General features: G+C 67.2%; 6 protein-coding genes. 5 read left to right on the top strand and 1 reads right to left on the bottom strand.

The features are described from left to right. The coding region (locus tag VP06_RS26660) for a purine-cytosine permease family protein (protein ID WP_048466831.1) at nt 1–776 on the bottom strand (776 nt) is incomplete at its 3' end. Between the two features lie 222 nt (nt 777–998). Between VP06_RS26660 and urtA the strand changes: the two genes are divergently transcribed. The 5 genes from urtA (at nt 999) to urtE (ending at nt 6,151) form a co-directional block, all read left to right on the top strand. Continuing rightward, nucleotides 999–2,255 carry an urea ABC transporter substrate-binding protein gene (urtA, locus tag VP06_RS26655; RefSeq protein ID WP_048466830.1) on the top strand — a complete coding sequence of 419 codons (1,257 nt, stop codon included), beginning with the start codon at nt 999–1,001 and terminating at the stop codon, nt 2,253–2,255. 256 nt (nt 2,256–2,511) lie between these two features. Beyond that, a complete protein-coding gene (gene urtB, locus VP06_RS26650; RefSeq protein WP_048466829.1) occupies nt 2,512–3,438 on the top strand; it encodes an urea ABC transporter permease subunit UrtB in 927 nt (308 codons plus the stop codon). A 12-nt stretch (nt 3,439–3,450) separates the two neighbouring features. Further along, complete coding sequence (gene urtC, locus VP06_RS26645; protein WP_048466828.1) at nt 3,451–4,599, top strand: urea ABC transporter permease subunit UrtC; 1,149 nt, start codon at nt 3,451–3,453, stop codon at nt 4,597–4,599. A gap of 11 nt (nt 4,600–4,610) precedes the next feature. Beyond that, entirely contained in the window at nt 4,611–5,384 is a 774-nt protein-coding gene (gene urtD / locus VP06_RS26640) for an urea ABC transporter ATP-binding protein UrtD (RefSeq protein ID WP_048466827.1), read from the top strand. An 11-nt stretch (nt 5,385–5,395) separates the two neighbouring features. Next, the gene (gene urtE / locus VP06_RS26635; protein WP_048466826.1) at nt 5,396–6,151 is read left to right on the top strand and encodes an urea ABC transporter ATP-binding subunit UrtE; all 756 of its coding nucleotides are present in this window, start codon (nt 5,396–5,398) and stop codon (nt 6,149–6,151) included. Nucleotides 6,152–6,208: the final 57 nt, after the last annotated feature.

The raw sequence follows: 6,208 nt of genomic DNA, 5'->3' as shown, positions 1-6,208 counted from the left end.
CACCAGCGCCAGCCCCGGCCCGGGGCCTGCGGCGGCACGAAGCGCAGGAAATCCACCTGCTCGCCGATCTGGGCGATCAGCGCGAACAGGATCCCGCAGGCCGAGCCGAAGAGCAGGAGATCGAAGCCCTCGGCCCCCCCGCCCGCGAGCCCGGCATGCGTCATCCAGGCGTCGAGCGGGGCATCCGCATAGGCCGCGATGCAGGCGATGGGCAGGAGGTTCAGCGCGAGCCAGACCGGCTGCGTCACGAGTTGGAACCGGCTGATCAGCGCGATGCCATAGGTCACCAGCGGGATCACCGCCAGCGCGCTGACGAGGTAGCCGACCGCGAGCGGCAGCCCGAAGCCGAGTTCGAGGGCGAGCGCCAGGATCGCGGCCTCGATGGCGAAGAACAGGTAGGTGAAGCTCGCGTAGATGAGGGAGGTGATCGTCGAGCCGATATAGCCGAAGCCCGCGCCCCGGGTGAGCAGGTCGACGTCGAGCCCGTAGCGCGCGGCGTAGGCGCTCACCGGCACGCCGGTGAGGAAGATCACCAGCCCGACCGTGAGCACGGCCCACAGCGTGTTGGTGAAGCCGCTCGACAGGATCAGGGTGCCGCCGATCGCCTCCAGCGCCAGGAAGGCGACCGAGCCGAGCGCCGTCTGGGCGACCCGCCAGCCCGACCAGCGCCGGGCGCGCTTGGCGGTGAAGCGCAGGGCGAAGTCCTCCAGGGTCTCGTTCGCGACCCATTGGTTGTATTCGCGGCGGACCGGGATGATGCGCTGTCGTCCGGGCATGGGCCTCCCTGGCGCCTCCGCTGCGGCGCAAGATCCGGGAATCCTTTCCCGGCATCCCGTCGCGCGCCACACGGGAGCGCATGATCCTGTCTGGCTTCCGCCCGGCGCGGAATACGCAAAAACGCGTATATGCTGCGGCGCAAAACGCCACCTAGCCTGACATCCGAACGCGGCGGGAGCGACCCGGAAAGGGCGCCCGGGCGGGACCGACAGGAGAGGGTGATGGCTGAGAACGATCTGGGCCTCGAATCGGCTTTGCGGCGCCGGCTGCTGATGGGGCTCGCGGTGGTGCCGGCCGCGGCTTGTCTGCCCCGCCTCGCCCTCGCCGCCGCCCCGCCGACCGCCGCCGTCAACACGACCGGCCTCGCGGTGACCGACACCGAGGTCACCGTCGGCATCCTGCATTCCGTCACCGGCACGATGGCGATCTCCGAGACCGGCGCGCAGCAGGCCGAGAAGCTCGCGATCGAGGAGATCAACGCCACCGGCGGCGTGCTCGGCCGCAAGATCAAGGTGATCCAGGAGGACGGCGCCTCCGACTGGCCGACCTTCGCCGAGAAGGCCAAGAAGCTCCTCGTCAACGACAAGTGCGCCGCCGTCATGGGCTGCTGGACCTCGGCCTCGCGCAAGGCGGTGCTGCCGGTCTTCGAGCAATATAACGGCATGCTCTACTACCCGACCTTCTACGAGGGCCTGGAGCAGTCGAAGAACGTCATCTATACTGGCCAGGAGGCGACGCAGCAGATTCTCGCCAGCCTCGACTGGGTGGCGAAGGAGAAGGACGCCAAGACCTTCTTCTTTATCGGCTCGGACTATATCTGGCCGCGCACCTCGAACAAGATCGCCCGCAAGCACGTCGAGAACGTGCTGAAGGGCAAGGTCGTCGGTGAGGAATATTTCCCGCTCGGCCACACCCAGTTCAACTCCGTCATCAACAAGATCAAGCTGACGAAGCCGAACGTGATCTTCACCGACGTGGTCGGCGGCTCGAACGTGGCGTTCTACAAGCAGCTGAAGGCGGCCGGCATCGACCTGTCGAAGCAGGTGCTGATGACGATCTCGGTCACCGAGGACGAGATCGACGGCATCGGCGGCGAGAACATCGCCGGGGCCTATGCCTGCATGAAGTACTTCCAGTCGCTGAAGAACCCGAACAACGAAAAGTTCGTCGCCGCCTTCAAGAAGATGTGGGGCGAGAAGACGGTGATCGGCGACGTGACGCAGGCGGCCTATCTCGGCCCGTACCTGTGGAAGCTGACCGTCGAGAAGGCCGGCTCGTTCGACGTCGACAAGGTTGCGGCGGCCTCGGACGGCATCGAGTTCAAGGGCGCGCCGGAAGGCTATGTCCGCATCCACCCCAACCACCATCTGTGGTCGAAGACCCGCGTCGGCCGGGCGCTGCCGAACGGCCAGTTCGAGGTCGTCTACGAGAGCGCCGACCTGATCGAGCCGAACCCGTTCCCGAAGGGGTACCAGTAGGGCGCAGGGTCCAACCCTCCCTCCTTCTGCGGGGGAGGGCGGACCCTGTGTCAGCAGGGGCCGGGAAAGGGGCAGCGCGACGCTGTTCGAGGTCGCGCCCGTCACTTCCGTCGCGACCTCTCCGGAAGCAGCGTCCTCTCTCCCGCCCGGCGCACGAGTGCTGCGCACGCGCCGCCGGGCACGCTCCCCCGCAGAGCGGGGAGGGATATGGCGCGCCACACAACACATCCCACAATACCACAGCCGGAGCCCACCCATGTTCGGTGACTACTCGCTCGGCGACCTCGGCGCGATCTTCGCCATGCAGGGCTTCGCCGGCCTCATTCTGTTCTCCGTCTATGTGCTGATGGCGCTCGGCCTCGCGATCATCTTCGGCCAGATGGGCGTCATCAACATGGCGCATGGCGAGTTCATGATCCTCGGCGCCTACATGACCTATCTGTGCTCGGGTTTCTTCCAGGCGCACCTGCCCGGACTGTTCCCGGCCTATTTCTTTGTCGCGATGGCGATGGCCTTCCTGGCTTCCGGGGCGCTCGGGATGCTGGTCGAGTGGGCGCTGATCCGCCACCTCTACAAGCGCCCTCTCGACACCCTGCTCGCCACCTGGGGCCTGTCGCTGATCCTCCAGCAGGCCTACCGGTCGATCTTCGGGGCCCGCGAGGTCGGCGTCGAGCTGCCGTCCTGGATGATGGGCTCGATCCAGGCGACCGGCACGATCGAGATCCCGATCAACGGCCTGTTCGTGATGGCAATCACCGTGCTCATCACCCTGATGGTCGCCGGGCTTCTGTTCGCGTCGCGATACGGCAAGCAGGTCCGCGCGGTGATGCAGAACCGGGTGATGGCCGGTGCCGTGGGCATCGACACCGGACGGGTCGACCGACTCACCTTCGGCCTCGGCTGCGGCATCGCCGGCGTCGCCGGTGCGGCCTTCACGATGATCGGCTCGACCGGGCCGACATCGGGCCAGCTCTACATCGTCGACACCTTCCTGATCGTGGTCTTCGGCGGCGCCGCGAGCCTGCTCGGCACCATCGCCTCGGCCTTCTCGATCTCGCAGACCCAGTCGACCCTGGAATTCTTCCTCTCCGGCTCGACCGCGAAGGTCATCACCCTGCTCGCCGTCGTGGCGATCCTGATGCTGCGGCCCCAGGGCCTCTTCACCCTCAAGGTCCGGCGCTGAGGAGCGACCCGCATGAGATCCCCGACCCGCACCGACAACCCGTTCATGACGCCGATGGAATGGGCCTACCTCGCCATCCTCTGCGCCTTGATCTTCGGAGTGCTGCCGCTCGCCCTCGACGGCTTCCGCCTCAACCTCGTGGGCAAGTACCTCACCTACGCCTTCGTCGCCCTCGGCCTCGTCATCTGCTGGGGCACCTGCGGCATCCTGTCCCTCGGCCAGGGCGTGTTCTTCGGCCTCGGCGGCTACTGCATGGCGATGTACCTCAAGCTCGAGGCGTCGTCGGTCGAGAACACCAAGATCCAGTCGACGCCGGGCATCCCGGACTTCATGGACTGGAACCAGGTCACGGCGCTGCCGTGGTTCTGGACGCCGTTCAAGAGCCTGCCGCTGACGCTCGTCGCGGTGGTGCTGGTGCCGACGCTGTTCGCCTTCATCATCGGGGCGGCGATGTTCAAGCGCCGGGTCGGCGGCACCTATTTCGCGATCATCACCCAGGCGATCGCCGCGATCCTGACCATCCTGATCGTCGGGCAGCAGGGCTATACCGGCGGCATCAACGGCATCACCGACCTGCGCACGCTCCACGGCTGGGACATCCGCACCGATTCGGCCAAGACCCTGCTCTACTTCGTCAATGGCGGGCTCCTCGTCGCCTGCGTGCTGGCGGCGCAATTCGTCAAGCGCTCGAAGCTCGGCCGCATCCTGGTGGCGATGCGCGACAAGGAGGACCGCGTCCGGTTCTCGGGCTACAGCGTGGCGAGCTTCAAGATCTTCGCCTTCTGCCTCGCCGCCGCCTTCGCGGCGATCGGGGGGGCGATGTTCACCCTCCAGGTCGGCTTCATGTCGCCGTCCTTCGTCGGCATCGTGCCGTCGATCGAGATGGTGATCTACGCGGCGATCGGCGGACGGCTGTCCCTGTTCGGGGCGATCTACGGCACGCTGCTCGTCAACTGGGCCAAGACCACCTTCTCGGAATCCTTCCCCGAACTCTGGCTGTTCGGACTCGGCGCCCTGTTCATCGCCGTCGTCCTCGCCTTCCCGGATGGCCTCGCCGGCCTCTGGCGCCAGCACGTGGCGCCGCTCCTGACCCGCCGCCCCAAGGCCGCCGCGTTGCCGCAGGGCGCCGGCCCGCTCCCCAAGGGCGCCCCCGCCGAGTGAGGACCTGATCCATGAACGCCGCCATCCTCCCCGGCGCGAGTGCCGGCCAACCAGAGTTCCTCCTCGCGGTCGAGGCCCTGACCGTCTCGTTCGACGGCTTCAAGGCGGTGAACGACGTCTCGTTCTACGTCGATCCCGACGAGATCCGGGTCATCATCGGCCCCAACGGCGCCGGCAAGACCACGGTGCTCGACCTGATCTGCGGCCGCACCCGCGCCACTTCGGGCTCGATCAAGTACAAGGGCAGCGAACTGACCAAGCTCTCCGAGAGCGCGATCGTCCAGGCCGGCGTCGGCCGCAAGTTCCAGACCCCGTCGATCTACGACGACCTCACCGTGTTCGAGAATCTGGAGATCTCGTATCCGCGCGGCCGCAGCGTCTGGGGCGCCCTGACGTTCAAGCGCGATGCCGCGGTGCGCGACCGCATCCACGAGGTCGCCGAGATGATCTTCCTCAAGGATCACCTGACCAAGCGGGCGGAGTTCCTCAGCCACGGCCAGAAGCAATGGCTGGAGATCGGCATGCTGCTGATCCAGGACCCGGAGCTCCTGATGCTCGACGAGCCGGTCGCGGGGATGAGCGTCGCCGAGCGCAAGAAGACTGCCGAATTGCTGCACCAGATCATCAAGGGCCGCTCGGTGCTGGTGATCGAGCACGACATGAAGTTCGTCGAGGACATCGCCCATCGGGTCACGGTGTTGCACCAGGGCAAAGTCTTGTCGGAGGGCTCGATGGAGCGCGTCAAGAACGATCCGAAGGTCGTCGACGTCTATCTCGGCCATTGAGGGGGACCGCCATGCTCCAGACCGTCCCCGCCGCCGTGCCCCATGCCGGCCCGATCCCGGCGCCCGGCGCCACCCCGGCCCTCGCCATCACGGGCCTCCATGCCGCCTATGGCCAGAGCGAGGTGCTGCACGGCCTCGACCTCACCGTGGCGCCCGGCGAGATCGTCGCCGTGATGGGCCGCAACGGCATGGGCAAGTCGACCCTGATGCGGACCCTGATGGGCATCCTGCCGGCAAAGAGCGGCACGATCCGGGTCGCGGGCCGCGACGTGACCGGGCTCAAGAGCCACCAGCGCGTCGCCGCCGGCCTCGCCTACGTGCCGCAGGGCCGGATGATCTTCTCCACCATGACGGTGCAGGAGAACATCGAGACCGGACTCACCGTCACCCGCGAGAGCAAGGTCCCGCCCGACCTCTACGCGATGTTCCCGGTCCTGCTCGAGATGAAGGCGCGGCGCGGCGGCAACCTGTCGGGCGGTCAGCAGCAGCAGCTCGCCATCGCCCGGGCGCTCGCCAGCCGGCCGACGGTCCTGCTCCTCGACGAGCCGACCGAGGGCATCCAGCCCTCGATCATCCGCGAGATGGGCCGGACGCTGAAGAAGATCCGCGACGAGCGCGGCCTGTCGATCGTCGTCTCCGAGCAGGTGCTCAGCTTCGCCCTCGACATCGCCGACCGGGTGCTGGTGATCGAGAACGGCGCCATCGTCCACGAGGATGCCCGCGCCGACGTCGATGAGGCGACGGTCGCCCGCTACCTGTCGGTTTAGTTCCGAACATGGCGAGGGCGTTTTGCGCCCTCGCGCCGAAGATCCCGGCCGACAGCC

The organism is Methylobacterium aquaticum, assembly GCF_001043915.1.
GTDB lineage: Bacteria > Pseudomonadota > Alphaproteobacteria > Rhizobiales > Beijerinckiaceae > Methylobacterium > Methylobacterium aquaticum.
This window is presented reverse-complemented; position numbering and strand designations above follow the sequence as displayed.

Coding starts and splice junctions, on each gene's coding strand:
- urtE (WP_048466826.1), top strand. CDS start 5,396: ATGCTCCAGACCGTCCCCGCCGCCGTGCCCCATGCCGGCCCGATCCCG.
- urtB (WP_048466829.1), top strand. CDS start 2,512: ATGTTCGGTGACTACTCGCTCGGCGACCTCGGCGCGATCTTCGCCATG.
- urtC (WP_048466828.1), top strand. CDS start 3,451: ATGAGATCCCCGACCCGCACCGACAACCCGTTCATGACGCCGATGGAA.
- urtA (WP_048466830.1), top strand. CDS start 999: ATGGCTGAGAACGATCTGGGCCTCGAATCGGCTTTGCGGCGCCGGCTG.
- urtD (WP_048466827.1), top strand. CDS start 4,611: ATGAACGCCGCCATCCTCCCCGGCGCGAGTGCCGGCCAACCAGAGTTC.